Source organism: Pseudomonas sp. B21-054 (genome assembly GCF_026016345.1).
Taxonomy (GTDB): domain Bacteria; phylum Pseudomonadota; class Gammaproteobacteria; order Pseudomonadales; family Pseudomonadaceae; genus Aquipseudomonas.
Genome location: NZ_CP087204.1, coordinates 5,335,387 through 5,351,839, shown reverse-complemented (window position 1 = coordinate 5,351,839; position 16,453 = coordinate 5,335,387). Strand labels below are relative to the sequence as shown.

18 protein-coding genes are annotated in these 16,453 nt (G+C 60.0%); 5 read left to right on the top strand and 13 right to left on the bottom strand.

Annotation, left to right across the window (positions count from 1 at the left end; all coding sequences use genetic code 11):
* Window positions 1-149 precede the first annotated feature (149 nt).
* Window positions 150-368, bottom strand: coding sequence for a bacterioferritin-associated ferredoxin (locus LOY70_RS23260; protein WP_003178704.1), 219 nt, complete (start codon window positions 366-368; stop codon window positions 150-152).
* Between the two features lie 305 nt (window positions 369-673).
* Here LOY70_RS23260 and LOY70_RS23255 point away from each other — a divergent pair, with 305 nt between their 5' ends.
* On the top strand, window positions 674-1,276 hold the full coding sequence (locus LOY70_RS23255; protein ID WP_025215179.1) for a peroxiredoxin: 603 nt from the start codon (window positions 674-676) through the stop codon (window positions 1,274-1,276).
* 65 nt (window positions 1,277-1,341) lie between these two features.
* On the opposite strand, the gene rnt is transcribed toward LOY70_RS23255, so the two are convergent.
* Both rnt and pyrC read right to left on the bottom strand, forming a co-directional pair.
* Window positions 1,342-2,019: a ribonuclease T gene (rnt, locus tag LOY70_RS23250; protein WP_025215178.1), complete on the bottom strand. Its 678-nt coding sequence runs from the start codon at window positions 2,017-2,019 to the stop codon at window positions 1,342-1,344.
* On the bottom strand, window positions 2,016-3,062 hold the full coding sequence (pyrC, locus tag LOY70_RS23245) for a dihydroorotase (RefSeq protein WP_265029458.1): 1,047 nt from the start codon (window positions 3,060-3,062) through the stop codon (window positions 2,016-2,018). Before pyrC ends, rnt begins: the two co-directional genes overlap by 4 nt.
* Before the next feature lie 191 nt (window positions 3,063-3,253).
* Here pyrC and LOY70_RS23240 point away from each other — a divergent pair, with 191 nt between their 5' ends.
* Complete coding sequence (locus tag LOY70_RS23240; RefSeq protein ID WP_265029457.1) at window positions 3,254-4,240, top strand: flagellar protein MotY; 987 nt, start codon at window positions 3,254-3,256, stop codon at window positions 4,238-4,240.
* 128 nt (window positions 4,241-4,368) lie between these two features.
* Complete coding sequence (locus tag LOY70_RS23235; protein ID WP_003204943.1) at window positions 4,369-5,586, top strand: argininosuccinate synthase; 1,218 nt, start codon at window positions 4,369-4,371, stop codon at window positions 5,584-5,586.
* An 83-nt stretch (window positions 5,587-5,669) separates the two neighbouring features.
* On the opposite strand, the gene LOY70_RS23230 is transcribed toward LOY70_RS23235, so the two are convergent.
* Window positions 5,670-6,173: a hypothetical protein gene (locus tag LOY70_RS23230; RefSeq protein WP_265029456.1), complete on the bottom strand. Its 504-nt coding sequence runs from the start codon at window positions 6,171-6,173 to the stop codon at window positions 5,670-5,672.
* A gap of 464 nt (window positions 6,174-6,637) precedes the next feature.
* Here LOY70_RS23230 and LOY70_RS23225 point away from each other — a divergent pair, with 464 nt between their 5' ends.
* Window positions 6,638-7,264 (top strand): response regulator transcription factor, encoded by a 627-nt coding sequence (locus LOY70_RS23225; RefSeq protein ID WP_053124532.1) that lies wholly within the window; start codon window positions 6,638-6,640, stop codon window positions 7,262-7,264.
* A gap of 54 nt (window positions 7,265-7,318) precedes the next feature.
* Here the strand turns inward: LOY70_RS23225 and LOY70_RS23220 are convergent, their stop codons facing one another.
* The 8 genes from LOY70_RS23220 to metG form a co-directional block, all read right to left on the bottom strand.
* The gene (locus LOY70_RS23220; RefSeq protein ID WP_025215172.1) at window positions 7,319-7,501 is read right to left on the bottom strand and encodes a PA3496 family putative envelope integrity protein; all 183 of its coding nucleotides are present in this window, start codon (window positions 7,499-7,501) and stop codon (window positions 7,319-7,321) included.
* Between the two features lie 107 nt (window positions 7,502-7,608).
* The gene (gene nth, locus LOY70_RS23215) at window positions 7,609-8,247 is read right to left on the bottom strand and encodes an endonuclease III (RefSeq protein ID WP_123346466.1); all 639 of its coding nucleotides are present in this window, start codon (window positions 8,245-8,247) and stop codon (window positions 7,609-7,611) included.
* Complete coding sequence (locus tag LOY70_RS23210; RefSeq protein ID WP_265029455.1) at window positions 8,244-8,777, bottom strand: Rnf-Nqr domain containing protein; 534 nt, start codon at window positions 8,775-8,777, stop codon at window positions 8,244-8,246. Before LOY70_RS23210 ends, nth begins: the two co-directional genes overlap by 4 nt.
* Window positions 8,770-9,381, bottom strand: coding sequence for an RnfABCDGE type electron transport complex subunit G (locus LOY70_RS23205; RefSeq protein ID WP_265029454.1), 612 nt, complete (start codon window positions 9,379-9,381; stop codon window positions 8,770-8,772). Before LOY70_RS23205 ends, LOY70_RS23210 begins: the two co-directional genes overlap by 8 nt.
* The gene (locus tag LOY70_RS23200) at window positions 9,378-10,364 is read right to left on the bottom strand and encodes an RnfABCDGE type electron transport complex subunit D (RefSeq protein ID WP_265029453.1); all 987 of its coding nucleotides are present in this window, start codon (window positions 10,362-10,364) and stop codon (window positions 9,378-9,380) included. Before LOY70_RS23200 ends, LOY70_RS23205 begins: the two co-directional genes overlap by 4 nt.
* Window positions 10,351-11,376, bottom strand: a complete 1,026-nt coding sequence (gene rsxB / locus LOY70_RS23195; protein WP_265029452.1) for an electron transport complex subunit RsxB — start codon at window positions 11,374-11,376, stop codon at window positions 10,351-10,353. The genes LOY70_RS23200 and rsxB overlap by 14 nt, the downstream gene beginning before the upstream one ends.
* On the bottom strand, window positions 11,373-11,945 hold the full coding sequence (locus tag LOY70_RS23190) for an Rnf-Nqr domain containing protein (protein WP_265029451.1): 573 nt from the start codon (window positions 11,943-11,945) through the stop codon (window positions 11,373-11,375). Before LOY70_RS23190 ends, rsxB begins: the two co-directional genes overlap by 4 nt.
* 131 nt (window positions 11,946-12,076) lie before the next feature.
* A complete protein-coding gene (gene metG / locus LOY70_RS23185; protein WP_265029450.1) occupies window positions 12,077-14,122 on the bottom strand; it encodes a methionine--tRNA ligase in 2,046 nt (681 codons plus the stop codon).
* 352 nt (window positions 14,123-14,474) lie between these two features.
* Here metG and apbC point away from each other — a divergent pair, with 352 nt between their 5' ends.
* The gene (gene apbC, locus LOY70_RS23180) at window positions 14,475-15,569 is read left to right on the top strand and encodes an iron-sulfur cluster carrier protein ApbC (RefSeq protein ID WP_123346451.1); all 1,095 of its coding nucleotides are present in this window, start codon (window positions 14,475-14,477) and stop codon (window positions 15,567-15,569) included.
* Window positions 15,570-15,690: 121 nt separating this feature from the next.
* Here the strand turns inward: apbC and LOY70_RS23175 are convergent, their stop codons facing one another.
* Window positions 15,691-16,449 (bottom strand): SDR family oxidoreductase, encoded by a 759-nt coding sequence (locus tag LOY70_RS23175; RefSeq protein ID WP_265029449.1) that lies wholly within the window; start codon window positions 16,447-16,449, stop codon window positions 15,691-15,693.
* Between the last annotated feature and the right edge of the window lie 4 nt (window positions 16,450-16,453).

The following is a 16,453-nucleotide window of genomic DNA, read 5'->3' as shown; positions in this document are numbered from 1 at the left end:
GTATTTCCGAGTGTCAAACCTAAGTTATTGAATAATAAATGAAAATTAATCGGAATAAGAATGTTTATGTTCCGCGTCTGGAGGCTAAGCGCTTGATTTACAGGCATAAAAAAACCGGACATTAAGTCCGGTTCTTCAAAAAGCTGGTTTCAAGCGGCAGTAAATTCTACCGGATAGGGAATCGAGGCCTGGGCCGTTTGCACTTTGGCGAGGGTTTCACGAACCACTTCCTTGGCCAGGCACGCACATTTACCGCATTGGCTGGCTACGCCGGTGGCCTGGCGGACTTCGCGATAGCTGCAGCAACCTTCATAGATCGCTTCGCGGATTTGCCCGTCGGTGACGCCAGTGCAGAGGCATACATACATAAGTAAGAACCGTCGCTGGTTGTGACTCAATTGGGACGGATCTTAATGTTAACGAGAATGATTGTCAAAGTGGTTTCTGAAACCTTTGCGCCAGAGCACCGCCTGGCTGACGAACGGTTTTATCTGTTACCGCAGAGGCAAGCGGCGATTTTTCAATGACGTCGAAAAACCGTTGAAGACAGTCCAAACCCGCAGTGTATGATGGTCGGTCCTTGCGAAGCGGGTTCGTGTCACAGGGCTGTCGCCTGGAGGTGGCAGGCTGGCACGGACCTTGTTTTTCACGTTATTACACCAGGAGATATCCAATGAGCGTACTCGTAGGCAAACAAGCCCCTGACTTCACCGTTCCAGCCGTCCTCGGCAACGGCGAAATCGTCGACAGCTTCACCCTGTCCTCGGCCATCAAAGGCAAATACGGCCTGGTGTTCTTCTATCCGCTGGACTTCACCTTCGTCTGCCCATCCGAGCTGATCGCACTGGATCACCGCATGGACGACTTCAAGGCCCGTAACGTTGAAGTGGTCGCCGTTTCGATCGACTCGCACTTCACCCACAACGCCTGGCGCAACACCCCGATCAACAATGGCGGTATCGGCCAGGTGAAATACACCATGGCTGCCGACATGAAGCACGAAATCGCCAAGGCCTATGACGTTGAGTCCGAAGGCGGCGTGGCCTTCCGTGGCGCGTTCCTGATCGACGACAAAGGCGTTGTCCGTTCGCAGATCATCAACGACCTGCCGCTGGGCCGTAACATGGAAGAGCTGATCCGCCTGGTCGACGCACTGCAATTCCACGAAGAGCACGGCGAAGTCTGCCCGGCCAACTGGAAAAAAGGCGACAAGGGCATGGACGCATCGCCTGAAGGCGTGGCTGCTTACCTGACCGAGCACGGTGGCAAGCTGTAAGCGCATCCAGGCATAAAAAAACCGGCCTCGATAGGCCGGTTTTTTTATGGGTGCTTTCGCCGATGTCAGTCGTCGAAATCCTGCCAGCCACCCATCTGTTTCCACCGATTGACGATGCCGCAGAACAGCTCGGCGGTTTTCTCGGTGTCATAGCGGGCCGAGTGGGCTTCACGGCCATCGAAATCGATGTCGGCCGCCTGGCAGGCCTTGGCCAGGACAGTCTGGCCATACGCCAGGCCAGCCAGGGTTGCCGTGTCGAAGCTGGAGAACGGGTGAAACGGGTTGCGCTTCATGTCCAGGCGCGCGACGGCGGCGTTGAGGAAGCCCAGGTCGAAGCTGCTGTTATGGCCGACCAGGATCGCGCGCTTGCAACCGTTGGCCTTCAGCGCCTTGCGCACGCCACGGAAAATGTCGGTCAGGGCCGTCTCTTCACTCACCGCCATGCGCAGTGGGTGATCGAGCTTGATCCCGGTGAATTCCAGGGCCGCCGCTTCGATGTTGGCGCCTTCGAACGGTTCGACGCGGAAAAAATAGGTGTGGTCAGGGAACACAAAGCCTTTTTCGTCCATGCCGATGGTGGTCGCGGCGATTTCCAGCAGCGCATCGGTGGCCGAGTTGAAGCCGCCGGTCTCTACGTCGACGACGACTGGCAGGTAGCCGCGAAACCGGGCTGCCATGGGGTGACGGGCGCCGCCCGAACCGCCATTGCCATCCTGTTCATCGTCGAAATGATCTTCACTCACGCGTTTTCCTCCAGCAGGCGCCAGCGCAGTTTTTCACCGGCGCGCAGCGGGATGACAGTCAGCTCGCCGAAGGGCAGGCTGGCGGGGGCGGTCCACTCGTCGCGGACCAGGGTAATATGATCGGTGTTCGTCGGCAGGCCATAGAAACGCGGGCCGTGCAGGCTGGCGAAGCCTTCGAGTTTGTCTAGCGCGTTGCGCTGTTCGAACGCCTCGGCATACATCTCGATGGCGGCATAGGCTGTATAGCAGCCGGCGCAACCGCAGGCCGCTTCCTTGGCGTGCCGGGCGTGGGGCGCCGAGTCCGTGCCGAGGAAAAACTTGGCGCTGCCACTGGTGGCGGCGTCGAGCAAGGCTTCCTGATGGGTGTTGCGCTTGAGGATCGGCAGGCAATAGAAGTGTGGCCGGATCCCGCCCACCAGCATGTGATTGCGGTTGTACAGCAGGTGATGCGCGGTGATGGTCGCGCCAACGTTGGCCGGGGCCTCGTTGACGAACTGCACGGCATCGCCGGTGGTGATGTGTTCGAACACCACCTTGAGCGTTGGGAACCGTTCCACGACGCGACGCATGTGCTCGTCGATGAAGATTTTCTCGCGGTCGAACACATCGACGTCACCCCGGGTGACTTCACCGTGGATCAACAAAGGCATCCCGACTTCGGCCATGGCTTCCAGTGCGGGGAAGATCTTGTCGATGCTGGTGACGCCGGAATCGGAGTTGGTGGTCGCGCCGGCGGGGTACAGCTTGGCGGCATGGACAAAACCGCTGGCCTTGGCGTCGCGTATTTCTTCGGGTTGGGTGCGGTCGGTGAGGTACAGCACCATCAGCGGTTCGAAGCGGCTGCCGGCCGGGCGTGCGGCCAGGATGCGCTGGCGATAGCCCTCGGCCTCGGCGGCGTTGCGCACCGGCGGAACCAGGTTAGGCATGATGATTGCGCGCCCAAAGGTGCGCGCGACATCGGCGACGGTATGGGTCAACACAGCACCATCGCGAAGATGAATATGCCAGTCGTCGGGACGCAGCAGGGTCAGGCGGTCGGACATTGGGGGGCTTCCAGGCGGGTCAAACTCTGGGGAATGCTACCGGAAAAGACCGATTCAGGCACCCGCTATCAAGTTCTGCCGCAACTTACCGATAGCTCCTACAGGTGTGCCACGAATCCGTGCAGTGCCCCGGACAGGTGTCATGCCTTCAGCGTGTGTCGAACTTTGTATAAAAGCCAGTGGAGCCGCCCGTGCGCCAGCGTTATTTAGCCTTGCTCAGTGTGTTTGCCAGCTTTCCCGCCATGGCGCTCACTTTCCAGACCCGTCTGGAGAGCATTGAGTGGACGGTCGAAGGCGATAAGTTCGAGTGCCGGTTGAGCCAGCCGATCACCGACTTCGGCAGCGGCGAGTTCGTGCGTCGGGCAGGTGAGCAGGCTACCTTCAGGCTCAAGGCCTATAACCCGATGCTCGGCGGCGGTTCGGCGACCCTGCTGGCGGCGGCGGCACCCTGGCAACCGGGGCGGGGCGATATCAACCTGGGTTCGGTCAGCATTGGCAGTGGCGATGTATTGTTCAACAGCTCCCAGGTCCAGGCCGGTCGCTTGATCAGCGGGCTGATGGACGGTCGTAGCCCTGTGGTACGGCGCAACACCGAGGACGGTCGAGTGTCGGAAGTCCGGTTGCTGCCGGTGCGTTTCAACAAGGCCTTCAGCGATTATCAGAGCTGTGTGGCCAAGTTGCTGCCGAAGAACTTCGAACAGGTGAAGCAGACCCAGATCGGCTTCCCCGGCGAAGAAGTCGAGCTCGATGCGCGGGCCAAGGCCCAGTTGCAGGTGATGCTCGACTTCATCAAGGCCGACCCGAGCGTCAATCATGTCGAACTCGATGGTCACTCCGATAACAGCGGCAACCGCTTGACCAACCGTGAGCTGTCGCGTCGCCGGGCCCTGGCGGTCCAGGACTTCTTCAAGGCCAATGGCTTCCAGGAGTCGCAGATCACCCTGCGTTTCCATGGCGAACGTTATCCCCTGGCACCCAATACCAACGCCGCCAACCGGGCCAAGAACCGCCGCGTGGTCGTGCTCCTGCAGCGCGTGGCGCCAACCGAAGCGCCAGCGTCGCAGCCGACAACGCCGCCAGTACCTACCGCGGCCCCGGCCAAGGTCCCGGCACCGGCCGCTGCCCCGGCCAAGACTTCGGCACCGACTCCCGCCCCGGCGACGGCGCGCACATCCTGATTCGGCGATGACCGTCGCTCACTCGACATAATCTGTCGCTTCGTCGTCATAAGCTGTCGCGCCTCTGTAAATTATCCGCATTGGACGTTAGACTTCCCGGCTTTCCGTACAACCCGTGGAGTGATGGCATGGCGGACGTAAACAAGGTCGTTCTGGCGTATTCCGGCGGCCTGGACACTTCGGTGATCCTCAAGTGGCTGCAGGACACTTATAACTGCGAAGTGGTGACCTTCACCGCTGACCTGGGACAGGGCGAAGAAGTCGAGCCTGCACGCGCCAAGGCTCAGGCCATGGGCGTCAAAGAGATCTACATCGATGACCTGCGCGAAGAGTTCGTCCGCGACTTCGTGTTCCCGATGTTCCGTGCCAACACCGTTTACGAAGGCGAGTACCTGCTGGGTACGTCCATTGCCCGTCCATTGATCGCCAAGCGTCTGATCGAAATCGCCAACGAAACCGGCGCCGACGCCATTTCCCACGGCGCCACCGGCAAAGGCAACGACCAGGTGCGTTTCGAGCTGGGTGCCTATGCCCTCAAGCCAGGCGTGAAAGTCATTGCCCCGTGGCGTGAATGGGACTTGCTGTCCCGTGAAAAACTGATGGACTACGCCGAGAAGCACGCGATCCCGATCGAGCGTCACGGCAAGAAAAAATCCCCGTACTCGATGGATGCCAATCTGCTGCACATCTCCTATGAAGGCGGCGTGCTGGAAGACACCTGGACCGAGCACGAAGAAGACATGTGGCGCTGGACCGTCTCCCCGGAGAAGGCTCCCGACACCCCGCAATACCTGGAGTTGACCTATCGCAACGGCGATATCGTCGCCCTGGACGGCGTGGAAATGAGCCCGGCCACGGTGCTGGCGACCCTGAACCGCATCGGCGGCGAACATGGCATTGGTCGTCTGGACATCGTCGAGAACCGCTATGTCGGCATGAAGTCCCGTGGTTGCTACGAAACCCCAGGCGGCACCATCATGCTGCGCGCTCACCGGGCGATCGAATCGATCACCCTGGACCGCGAAGTGGCTCACCTCAAGGATGAGCTTATGCCCAAGTACGCCAGCCTGATCTACACCGGCTACTGGTGGAGCCCTGAGCGTCTGATGTTGCAGCAGATGATCGACGCCTCCCAGGCCCACGTGAACGGCGTCGTACGCCTGAAACTGTACAAAGGCAACGTGATCGTTACCGGGCGTAAGTCTGACGAGTCACTGTTCGATGCCAACATCGCGACCTTCGAAGAAGACGGTGGCGCTTACAACCAGGCCGACGCAGCCGGTTTCATCAAGCTCAACGCCCTGCGCATGCGTATTGCGGCAAACAAGGGTCGCAAGCTGTTCTGATCCTGGCGATATGAAAACGGCCTGCCTTGAGCAGGCCGTTTTTTTTCGGCTCCTCCTGTCGTGCAACGCTATTGTTCGATCCCTCATCCTTCCTGCCTGTCCGGCATTCCGTCAGCGCTATCGCGGCTGTAGATGACGTACAGGACGATCTCAGTGTGTCCGGTGGCCTGTTTTAAATGGTTTGTCCGATAGGCCTCAATCAGGTCTTCCGGTTGGCTGTACACAAGAAAAATGACCCGTTGTGGACCCTCCTGTTTATGCCGATGATGGCGCATCAATAATCTTTTGACCTTGCCCGCTCGCCGTAATACTCGTCGACGTCGGGAGGACGAGTCATCCATGGTCTTTATAAAGTGTTTGCTCTTGCGAAAGTCGGACGGCGAATATAACGAGCGATAATTGAAGTTGAGCGTTATAAAAAAAAGCAGCAGTAGATAGAACGGGAAACTGATCAGGAACCAGAGATAATATTCGCGGTCATCGTCATCCAGGAAAGGCAGGGAAATGGCCGCGGATGTTTCAGATAAAGTTGCAAATATAGCAATAAGGGTCATGGGGTTGGTGATGGTTTTCAAAGGTTTGTTCATGGTGAATGCTCATGGTTATTTAGACTCGGTGATTGAATGGAACGGTGATTATTGATTGGATATAGGTGTCATGTTGAAGGCTGACTATAGCCTGTTTTGATTATTGAGTTGAATGCCGCTTTTTATATAAGGTTTAGCTTGAATGGCGAAATCCTGGCTGTTTTATTGGCAGATAATTCAGTTACTTTTTATGAGGAGAGTGGCTTTTATCGCTCTGCGGCGAGGCGGGTAGCCGAAGAAAATCGCGTCATCCGAGGGCGACAGGTCGTTAAGAAGAGGTGGCCGCTCGCTGTGAAAAAATTTTATGGCACATTATTTCCCGGGGAATTTGTAGGATTTTTCTGTATTGCTTGTAGGTTGCGTCTCTCGGTGCGAGCACTCAGGGGGGGGCAGCATGCCAAGGTAGAAATGACTAGGCTATTGTGCGTGCTCTAAAAATTCGAACAGCGAAGTTGGATTTGCCCATGAATAAAGTGCTGATCGTGGATGATCATCCCGTCATTCGTCTTGCTGTACGTTTACTGATGGAGCGTCATGGTTATGAAGTTGTTGCCGAAACAGATAATGGTGTCGATGCGCTGCAATTGGCCCGAGAACTTATGCCCGATATTGTCATCCTTGATATCGGTATTCCGAAACTGGATGGCTTGGAGGTTATCGCCCGCCTGACTGCAATTCCTTCGTCGATGAAGGTATTGGTGCTGACCTCCCAGGCACCTGGACACTTCTCAATGCGCTGCATGCAAACGGGGGCGGCTGGTTATGTATGCAAGCAGCAGGACCTCACCGAGTTATTGAGTGCGATAAAGGCGGTACTGTCCGGTTATAGCTACTTCCCCAACCAGGCCCTGCATACGGTGCGTTCGAGTCTTGGTAATGCCAGCGAGTCCGATATGGTGGATCGTTTGTCCGGGCGGGAGATGATGGTCCTGCAGCAACTGGCTCGCGGAAAAACCAACAAGGAAATTGCAGACGGGATGTTTTTGAGCAACAAGACGGTCAGTACTTACAAGACACGCTTGTTGTTGAAGCTTAATGCCCGCTCGCTGGTGGATCTGATCGAGCTGGCGCAACGCAATGGGTTGGTGTGAGCTTTTTGTCACGCGTACTCAGTAAAAAGCCTCCACCAGGGAGGCTTTTACGTGTCAGAGGTCAAAGTCATAATCGGCCAGTTGCTTCTGCAAGCGACGCTCTTCCAGCAGGTTGTCAATGGTGCGGCGTTTGCTCAGATTGGTTTTCGCCACTTCCACGACCACAGGTTCTGCGTCGTCGGCCTCAACGGCGATGAATTCGTCTTCTACATCCAGTTGTTCTTTGCCAGCGCTCATGGGTTCGACTCCAGGCTAAGACTGCCATTGGCGCTCCTTATATCGATAAACCACGGTCGGGTAAAAAAGATTTTTTCAATCGACGGATCGATAAAAGTAATAGCGCCTCAATCGTCAGAGGTCTTGTGCTTGTATTCGCATAAATCTTCGATCCGGCAGCTACCACAACGGGGCTTGCGCGCCAGGCAAACGTAGCGCCCGTGAAGGATGAGCCAATGATGGGAATCCAGGAGAAATTCCTTGGGCACGAACTTCATCAGTTTCTTTTCCACTTCCACCACGTTTTTACCGGGAGCCAGCCCAGTCCGGTTGCTGACGCGGAAAATATGGGTGTCGACCGCCATGGTTAGCTGACGAAAAGCGGTATTGAGTACGACGTTGGCGGTTTTGCGGCCCACGCCTGGAAGGGCTTCCAGCGCTTCGCGAGTCTGCGGGACTTCACTGCCGTGGCGTTCGATCAGCAGGCGGCAGGTTTCGATCACGTTTTTTGCCTTACTGTTGAACAGGCCAATGGTCTTGATGTATTCGGACAACCCCTCGACGCCCAGGGCGTAGATCGCCTCCGGCGTGTTGGCCACCGGAAACAGCTTGGCCGTGGCTTTGTTGACACCGACGTCCGTGGACTGGGCCGACAAGATCACCGCGATCAACAACTCGAACGGCGACGTATAGGCCAGTTCTGTTTTCGGTTCGGGATTGTCTTCGTGAAAGCGACGAAATATTTCCAGGCGTTTTGCGGCGTTCATGGGCGCGGCGTTTCCTCAAGGGATGAATGGGGTTTGGCGATCGTCCAGGCCTGGTAGGCCGCGAGCAGCAGGCCGAGCAGAATAAACCCGCCGGGGGCGAGCCGGGCCAAGGGGATGCCGCTGCCGATCAGCTCGCGCAGGGCGCCCAGGCCCATCATCCAGAGGCCGAACAGCCCAGCCAGCCTGAGGTGTCCAGGCCAGCGGGACTCGATGAAGTCAGTGTCGTGGGCCAATACCACGCAGCTCAAGGCGATCCAGCCGATGTAAAGACTCAGCGGCCGATACAGTTCCAGCGCCCAGGCCTGTGCGGCAAGGCCTGCGCATGCGGTCAGGGTGGCGGCCAGCATGATCGAGGCGAGCAACTGCTGAGGCGCTGTCAGGCGGGGCCGTAAATGGCCCATGGCCAAGCCATGGCCGAGGCTGATCAAAGCCCAGGCCAGCCACACCCCCAGGGCGTTGACCAGCGAGTCGCTTGCGCCGACCAGCGTCACGAGCAGCAGACCTCGGGCCAGTCCCCATGGCTTATTCATCGGTAGCCCCTCCGATCATCTGAGCCTTGTGCTCGTCGAAATAACGCAAGGCATCGTGAACCGCCTGGATAACCGCCCGGGACGTGATCGTTGCGCCTGCCAGTTGATCGAACTGCCCCTGATCCCTTTTCAAGGCCCAACCGTTATCGTCAGGGGCTTGGCGCGATTTACCGTTGAAGGTTTGCATCCAGGCATTCGGCCAACCGGCAATCGCCGCGCCCAGGCCGGGCGTTTCGGACTGACGCAGGGTTTTCACGCCCAGCAACCGGCCCTGCGGGTCAATGGCGATCAACAGTTCGATGCTGCCTTCATAGCCCAACGCCTGGCTGCGCAACAACACGGCGCTGGGCTGGTTGCTGCGGGTCGCGAGGTAACCGCTCAGCAGCGTGCTGTGGGGCAGAGCCACCGGAGTCGCCACGACAGGCCGCGTCAATGGCTGGTTGTCATAGTGGTCGGCTGGCAGCACGTCGAGCAAGGTTCTGTTCTCGATGGCTTGTTGCTGGGCCTCGATGCGTCCGGCAGTGCCGGTTTGCGTGACGTAAGTGGCGCCAACGCCGAGACTGCCCAGAATAACCAGGATCGCAACGCCGCCGGGATTGTTCATGGCAGCTGCCGCCTTTGCCGTGCCTCGACACAGCGATCCAGCGCCGGTACCCCGAGGTTCATCAGCAGCACCGCAAACGCCACGCCATCCGGGTAACCACCCCAGGTACGGATCAGGTAGACCCACAGTCCCACGCCCGCGCCAAACAGCCATCGGGCGAGCGCGGTCCTGGCGCCCGAGACCGGCTCGGTCACGATGAAAAACGCGCCAAGCATGGTCGCGCCAGTGAACAGATGAAACAGCGGCGAGCCATTGGAGTCGGAGCCCGAGCCGTTCCAGCACAACAGGCTGATGAGGAACAGGCTGGATAACATGCCCACTGGCGCATGCCAGCTGAACACCCGTTGTTGCAGGAGAAACAGGCCGCCCACCAGGAACGCCAGGTTGACCCATTCGACACCCCGGCCGCCAAAGCGGCCGAACGCTGGATCGTTGGCGAACAGTTCATCGACGGTCAGGCTTCTGTTGATTCGTAAACTGTCCAGCGCCGTCGCGCCGGTCCATGCGTCGGGCGCCGGATGCATGCCGAACACCTGTTGCAGGCCGTCGAGCAAACCCATGCCGTGGAGCGCCGGCCATTGACTCATCTGTAAAGGGAACGCCACCAGCACCACCGCGTATCCGAGCATTGCCGGGTTGAACGGGTTAGTGCCGACGCCCCCCCACAGGTGTTTGCCGAACAACAAGGCGCTGGCCGCCGCCGTGACGGTCAGCCACCAAGGGCAATACGCCGGCAAGGCCAGGGCCAACAGGGTGGCGCTGACCAGCGCGCTGCCATCGTTCAGGTCGGGTGTGAGAGGCCTGCGGCGTACCCGCAACACCAGTGCCTCGACCGCCAGGGCGGTGAGGCCGGACAACAGCAGGTTGAGCGCCACGCCCCAGCCATAAAACCACAGCAGCGCCAGCGCGCCGGGCAGCGTCGCCAGCAGCACCCGTCTCATCGCCAGGCGCAGCCGTTCGTCCATGGGTTCAGGGCGCGCCATGGGCGTCCACCTGGCGTTCGGCGTCGTTCACCGCTTGCTCCAGCGCTTGCATGTGTTCATCCGATGCCCCGGCGGTCCGGGCCTTGCTGAGTTCGGCGCGGCGCATCGCCAGTTGAATCTTGGCCCGCTTCAGCTCGGCGCTTTGTGCCGGTGCCGGTGCCGGTGCCGGTGCCGAAGCTGGAGCGGCCGGCGGCGCGGCGTTTTCCAGTTGGGCCAAGGCCTGCTCCGCTGCTTCGAACTGGCGTTGCAGCAGGATCAATTGCGACTGCTGCTCAAAGGTGGGTGGATGGCCGAAGGCTTTCAAGGATTTGTTCAATTGTGCCCGGCTCATGGCCAGGTCGACCTTGGCTTTCTTCAGCGCCGCATCGGCGTTGGCGGCTTTTTGCGCGCGCACGCGTTCCAGCGCGGCTTGTACCGGATCGAGGGTTTGGATCTGAGGCTGGGCAGCGCGCTGGGTGCGGGCTAGACGTTCGGCCTGGCGCTGTTCTTCCTCACGACGCAGGCGCGCATTGCGCTGTTCGAAACGCCGCCGGGCGTGATTGCGCTTGGCGGTTCGTTCCCGCTGTTCTTCAGCGCTGAAGGCCAGGCCGCCAACGATCGGCAGTACGGTCGCCATGGGCAGTGGCCGCATCTCGATGCAGTCGACCGGACAGGGCGCCACGCAAAGGTCGCAACCTGTGCATTCGTCGACGAGGACGGTGTGCATCAGCTTGGCCGCGCCGACAATCGCATCCACCGGACAGGCCTGGATGCACTTGGTGCAACCGATGCATTCGGCTTCGCGGATAAAGGCAATTTGCGCCGGGGCTGAGCCGCGACTGTCATCGAGCTCCAGCACCGGCACTTTCATCAGCTCGGCCAGGGCGGCGATGGTTTCGCGCCCGCCGGGCGGGCATTTGTTGATCGGCTCGCCCTGGGCGATGCCTTCGGCGTAGGGCTTGCACCCGGGATGGCCGCACTTGCCGCATTGGGTCTGCGGCAGCAGGGCGTCGATACGTTGAATCAGGCTCATGTTTTGACCAGCCCGCGCAATCCGAAAAAGGCCACTGCCATCAGTCCGGCGCTGATCAACTGAATTGGCAGGCCCCGGAAGGGCAAGGGAATATCGTTATTGAAGGTGCGCTGGCGCAGATCCTCGAACAGGCTCAGCACCAGCCAGAATCCCAGGCCGGCCCCCAGGCTCAAGGCGACGGCGTGGCCCAGGCCCCGGTCATCCTGGCTGGTGAGCAGCGTGACGCCCAGTATGCCGGCATTGCCGAGCAACAGCGGCCACAACCCTTCGAATGGCCATGCCGGCAGCCAGCGCGCCAGCAGGCGCAGCAATGGCCTGATCAGCAGCACGCTCAAGGGCAGCCAGGCAAACAGGCGCAGCGATGTCAGGTTGGCCGGGGCCAGCAGCCAATGGTCCATCAGGTAAGCCAGGGTGCCGACTATCAACATCAGACACACCGTCGCCAGGCCCAGGGCGTGAACTTGCCTTCTACCCTCAACCGCCAGCAGCGGATCGACACCCAGCGGCCAATGCAACACGAAGTTGTTAATCAGGGCGGCGCTGAACAGTGTGAGAGCAATTTCGGTCATGGGCGTGCCGGCAATAAAGGGCCTGTTACAAGATTAGGCATTATCTGGCACGCGGGGAGGGTGGGCCAGATATGAAAATCCCACAGCCGCTTTGCCAAGCGACTGTGGGATCGGTGCAGCGTTCGGTCGCGTTACTTGATCCGCTGACCCGGCTTGGCGCCGCTGTCGGGGCTCAACAGGTAGATTTCTTCACCGCCGGGGCCCGCCGCCATCACCATGCCTTCAGACACACCGAAGCGCATTTTGCGTGGCTTGAGGTTGGCGATCATCATCGTCAGCCGGCCTTCGAGCTTGGCCGGGTCCGGATAAGCACTCTTGATGCCGGAGAACACGTTGCGCTGCTCATCGCCGATGTCCAGGGTCAGGCGCAGCAGCTTGTCGGCCCCTTCGACGGCTTCGGCCTTGACGATCAGTGCTACGCGCAGGTCAACGGCGGCGAAAGCGTCGAAGTCGATTTCCGGCGACAGCGGGTCCTTGGCCAACTCACCGTTGCCGGTCGGGCCGCCGGTATCGGTCTGGCTGGCGGTCAGGTCCTCCTTGGAGGCGTCAGTCATCGCTTGCACCTTGACGGCGTCGATACGGGTCATCAACGGTTTGAACGCGTTCAACTGATGGTTGCTCAGCAGGGTCTGGTGGTCGTTCCAGGTCAGCGGCGCGACGTTCAGGAACGCCTCGGCATCGGCGGCCAGCAACGGCAGCACCGGCTTGAGGAAAATCACCAATTGGCGGAACAGGTTGATGCCCAAGGCGCAGATGGCCTGGACTTCGTCCTGTTTGCCTTCCTGCTTGGCCAGCGACCACGGCGCCTTGTCGGCGATCCAGGCATTGGCGCGGTCGGCCAGGGCCATGATTTCGCGCATGGCGCGGGCAAAGTCGCGGCTCTCATAGGCATCGGCGATGCTGGGCGCCGCCGCCAGGAAAGCGTCGGTCAGTTCCGGCGCGGCGTTACCGGCGACCAGGACCCCGGCGTTGCCCTTGTGGATGAACCCGGCGCAACGGCTGGCAATGTTGACGACCTTGCCCACCAGGTCGGAGTTGACCTTCTGCACGAAGTCTTCGAGGTTCAGGTCCAGGTCGTCGACGCCACGGCCGAGCTTGGCCGCGTAGTAGTAGCGCAGGTATTCCGGCGACAGGTGGTCCAGGTAGGTCCGGGCCTTGATGAAGGTGCCGCGGGATTTGGACATCTTCTGGCCATTGACGGTCAGGTAGCCGTGGACGTTGATGCCGGTCGGCTTGCGGAAACCGGCGCCTTCGAGCATGGCGGGCCAGAACAGCGCGTGGAAGTTGACGATGTCCTTGCCGATGAAGTGATACACCTCGGCCGTGGAGTCCTTGCCCCAGAACGCGTCGAAGTCCAGCTCAGGCGTGCGATCGCAAAGGTTCTTGAAGCTCGCCATGTAGCCGATGGGCGCGTCCAGCCACACGTAGAAATACTTGCCGGGCTCGCCGGGAATTTCGAAGCCGAAGTACGGTGCATCGCGGGAAATGTCCCACTCTTGCAGGCCGGAGTCGAGCCATTCGGCGAGCTTGTTGGCCACCGCGTCGTGCAATGTGCCGCTGCGGGTCCAGGTTTGCAGCATTTCCTGGAAATCCGGCAACTTGAAGAAGAAGTGCTGGGAGTCCCTGAGCACCGGGGTGGCACCGGAAATCGCCGATTTCGGGTCTTTCAGGTCGGTCGGTGCGTAGGTGGCGCCGCATTTTTCGCAGTTGTCGCCGTACTGGTCTTCGGTGCCGCATTTCGGGCAGGTGCCCTTGATGAAGCGGTCGGCCAGGAACATGTTCTTTTCTGGGTCGAAATACTGGGTGACCGAACGGGTGGCGATGTGCCCGGCGTCACGCAGCTTCAGGTAGATCTGGCTCGACAGCTCGCGGTTTTCTTCGGAGTGGGTGGAGTGGAAGTTGTCGAAGTCCACCAGGAAATCGGCAAAGTCGGCGCTGTGTTCGGCCTGGACGTTGGCGATCAGCTGTTCCGGGGTGATGCCTTCCTTTTCCGCGCGCAGCATGATGGCCGAACCGTGGGCGTCGTCGGCGCAGACATAGATGCACTGGTTGCCGCGATGTTTCTGGAAGCGCGTCCACATATCGGTCTGGATGTATTCCAGCATATGGCCGAGGTGAATCGAACCATTGGCATAGGGCAGGGCGCTGGTGACGAGAATCTTGCGTGGCTCGGACATGGGGCTCGGCTACTTGATGAAACGGAGGTCGGCCACTATAAAGCGCCGGGAAATATATTTCACCCCACCGGCCTGTTTCCGCATGCACGGTTGGGAACGGCGAAAGGCCTGAGCCAGGCACAATTCGTGGCGAGGGGATTCATCCCCGCTGGGTTGCGAAGCAACCCAAAAACCCGGCACCTCGGTGAGTCAGGCTGGTCAGGTTCGAATGTTTTGGGACTGCTGCGCAGTCCAGCGGGGATGAATCCCCTCGCCACAAAAGGTGTTCGCCCTGCTGTAATCGGGTCGCCACGCGCAAGCGCGGGGCGTAGGATAGCGGCCTGTTTTTCAAGTCTTGCTATCGGAGTTGCCCATGAGCGCCGTCAACCGCGCAGCGGTGGAAACCGTCCTTCGCCAATACACCGACCCCTATCTGAACCAGGATCCGGTCAGCGCCGGCTGCGTGCGCGCCATCGACATCCAGGGCGATCGCGTCAGCGTCCAGCTGGAAATCGGCTACGCCGCCGATCTGTTCAAGAGCGGTTGGGCACAGATGCTCCAGATGGCCATCGAGTCCCTGGACGGCGTGGCGGGCGCCAAGGTCGAAATCACCAGCGTGATCGCCGCCCACAAGGCCCAAGCACAGGTGCCAGGCCTGGCGAACGTCAAGAATGTCATTGCCGTGGCCTCGGGCAAGGGCGGCGTGGGCAAGTCCACCACCGCCGCCAACCTGGCCCTGGCCCTGGCCCGTGAAGGGGCGAAGGTCGGGATTCTCGACGCGGACATCTACGGTCCGAGCCAGGGCATCATGTTCGGCGTTGCCGAGGGCACCCGGCCGCAGATCAAGGACCAGAAGTGGTTCGTGCCCATCCAGTCCCATGGCGTGGAAGTCATGTCCATGGCCTTCCTCACCGACGACAACACACCGATGGTCTGGCGTGGCCCGATGGTGTCCGGTGCCTTGCTGCAATTGGTGACGCAAACCGCCTGGGGCGACCTGGATTACCTGGTGATCGACATGCCGCCCGGCACTGGCGATATCCAGCTGACCCTGGCGCAGAAGGTCCCGGTGGCTGGCGCGGTGATCGTCACCACGCCCCAGGACCTGGCCCTGTTGGACGCACGCAAGGGCGTGGAAATGTTCCGCAAGGTGAACATTCCGGTGCTGGGCGTGGTGGAAAACATGGCCGTGCACATCTGCTCGAACTGCGGACATGCCGAGCACCTGTTCGGCGAAGGGGGCGGGGAAAAACTGGCGACCCAGTACGGCGTCGAACTGCTGGCATCCTTGCCGCTGTCGATGGACATCCGCGAGCAGGCCGACGGTGGCAAACCCACGGTCATCGCCGAGCCGGACAGCCCGATCGCCATGGTCTATCAGGAACTGGCCCGTCACGTGGGTGCGCGGATTGTGTTGCAAGAGGCTGCGTCACCGGTGATGCCGAACATCACCGTCAGCGACGATTGATCGCACGCCGGCCCCTGTGGGAGCGGGCTTGCTCGCGAATGCGGTAAATCAGTCAACTTATCTGTTGAATGACACACCGCATTCGCGAGCAAGCCCGCTCCCACATTTGTTCAGGGTGACTTCAGATCCGCAACCCGCCATCCATCTCCAGGATCCGACCGGTGTAATAGTCGTTCTCAAAGATATACGCCGCCGAATGGGCAATCTCCTCGGGTTTGCCCATGCGTTTGAGCGGAATCCCCGAGGTCATTTTTTCCAGGGCTTCGGGCTTCATGCCCAGGGTCATCTCGGTTTCGATGAAGCCCGGGGCGATGCCGGCGACACGGATGCCGTAGCGCGCCAGTTCCTTGGCCCAGGTTACGGTGGCGGCCGCCACGCCGGCCTTGGCGGCCGAATAGTTGGTCTGGCCGACGTTGCCGGCGCGGGAGATCGACGAAATATTGATGATCGCGCCGCTGTTCTTCAGCTCGACCATTTTCGCCGCCACTTCACGGGTGCACAGGAATACACCGGTCAGGTTGACGTCGATCACCGCCTGCCACTGGGCCAGGCTCATCTTGGTCATTTCACCGTCCTTGACCTTGAGCAGCAGGCCGTCGCGCAGGATCCCGGCGTTGTTGATCAAGCCATGGATCGCGCCGAAATCCTCGGCCACCCGAGCGACCATGTCGCCCACCTGTTCTTCATTGGCCACGTTGCATAGGTAAGCCCGGGCCTCGACACCCTTGGCCACGCACGCGGCAACCGTTTGATCGAGTTTTTCCTGGTTGAGATCGACCAGGGCCAGCTTTGCGCCTTTACCTGCAAAATACTCGGCCATGGAGCGGCCCAAACCCTGGCAACCGCCGGTGATAATGATTACTTTGTCGGTGAGTTGCATTCTC

Excerpts from the sequence above, each read along its gene's own strand:
- LOY70_RS23260 (WP_003178704.1), bottom strand. The coding sequence starts at position 368 with ATGTATGTATGCCTCTGCACTGGCGTCACCGACGGGCAAATCCGCGAA.
- LOY70_RS23255 (WP_025215179.1), top strand. The coding sequence starts at position 674 with ATGAGCGTACTCGTAGGCAAACAAGCCCCTGACTTCACCGTTCCAGCC.
- pyrC (WP_265029458.1), bottom strand. The coding sequence starts at position 3,062 with ATGTCCGACCGCCTGACCCTGCTGCGTCCCGACGACTGGCATATTCAT.
- LOY70_RS23235 (WP_003204943.1), top strand. The coding sequence starts at position 4,369 with ATGGCGGACGTAAACAAGGTCGTTCTGGCGTATTCCGGCGGCCTGGAC.
- LOY70_RS23230 (WP_265029456.1), bottom strand. The coding sequence starts at position 6,173 with ATGAACAAACCTTTGAAAACCATCACCAACCCCATGACCCTTATTGCT.
- LOY70_RS23225 (WP_053124532.1), top strand. The coding sequence starts at position 6,638 with ATGAATAAAGTGCTGATCGTGGATGATCATCCCGTCATTCGTCTTGCT.
- LOY70_RS23220 (WP_025215172.1), bottom strand. The coding sequence starts at position 7,501 with ATGAGCGCTGGCAAAGAACAACTGGATGTAGAAGACGAATTCATCGCC.
- nth (WP_123346466.1), bottom strand. The coding sequence starts at position 8,247 with ATGAACGCCGCAAAACGCCTGGAAATATTTCGTCGCTTTCACGAAGAC.
- LOY70_RS23210 (WP_265029455.1), bottom strand. The coding sequence starts at position 8,777 with ATGAATAAGCCATGGGGACTGGCCCGAGGTCTGCTGCTCGTGACGCTG.
- LOY70_RS23205 (WP_265029454.1), bottom strand. The coding sequence starts at position 9,381 with ATGAACAATCCCGGCGGCGTTGCGATCCTGGTTATTCTGGGCAGTCTC.
- LOY70_RS23200 (WP_265029453.1), bottom strand. The coding sequence starts at position 10,364 with ATGGCGCGCCCTGAACCCATGGACGAACGGCTGCGCCTGGCGATGAGA.
- rsxB (WP_265029452.1), bottom strand. The coding sequence starts at position 11,376 with ATGAGCCTGATTCAACGTATCGACGCCCTGCTGCCGCAGACCCAATGC.
- LOY70_RS23190 (WP_265029451.1), bottom strand. The coding sequence starts at position 11,945 with ATGACCGAAATTGCTCTCACACTGTTCAGCGCCGCCCTGATTAACAAC.
- metG (WP_265029450.1), bottom strand. The coding sequence starts at position 14,122 with ATGTCCGAGCCACGCAAGATTCTCGTCACCAGCGCCCTGCCCTATGCC.
- apbC (WP_123346451.1), top strand. The coding sequence starts at position 14,475 with ATGAGCGCCGTCAACCGCGCAGCGGTGGAAACCGTCCTTCGCCAATAC.
- LOY70_RS23175 (WP_265029449.1), bottom strand. The coding sequence starts at position 16,449 with ATGCAACTCACCGACAAAGTAATCATTATCACCGGCGGTTGCCAGGGT.